Below are 237 nucleotides of genomic sequence, written 5' to 3' on the forward strand. Positions count from 1 at the left end.
GAGCGAACGGCCTGAAGATTCAATTCGACCAGCTTTTCCACGCCTTCGAAGGCCTTGCCGGTCAGGCCGAACAGGGTTTCGAGGTTGGCTTTTTGGGCGGCGACGAATTGCTCAGGGGTCAGCAGACTCATGTTTACGCTCCTGGATGGTTAGCGGCCTCGTGTGGGTGGGCCGCCTGGAGTAAGTGGCAAGACGCTGGTGATCTGCCGGACGCTTTGGTGCGTCGCAACATTGAAG

General features: G+C 58.6%; 1 protein-coding gene. It reads right to left on the minus strand.

All coding sequences use genetic code 11. The annotated features are described in order from the left end of the window. Positions 1-131 (minus strand): phasin family protein (locus tag SB816_RS34765; protein WP_410548596.1); only part of this gene is annotated, 131 nt, incomplete at its 3' end. Between the last annotated feature and the right edge of the window lie 106 nt (positions 132-237).

The organism is Achromobacter sp. SIMBA_011, assembly GCF_046535435.1.
In the GTDB taxonomy this organism is placed as follows: domain Bacteria; phylum Pseudomonadota; class Gammaproteobacteria; order Burkholderiales; family Burkholderiaceae_B; genus Achromobacter; species Achromobacter dolens.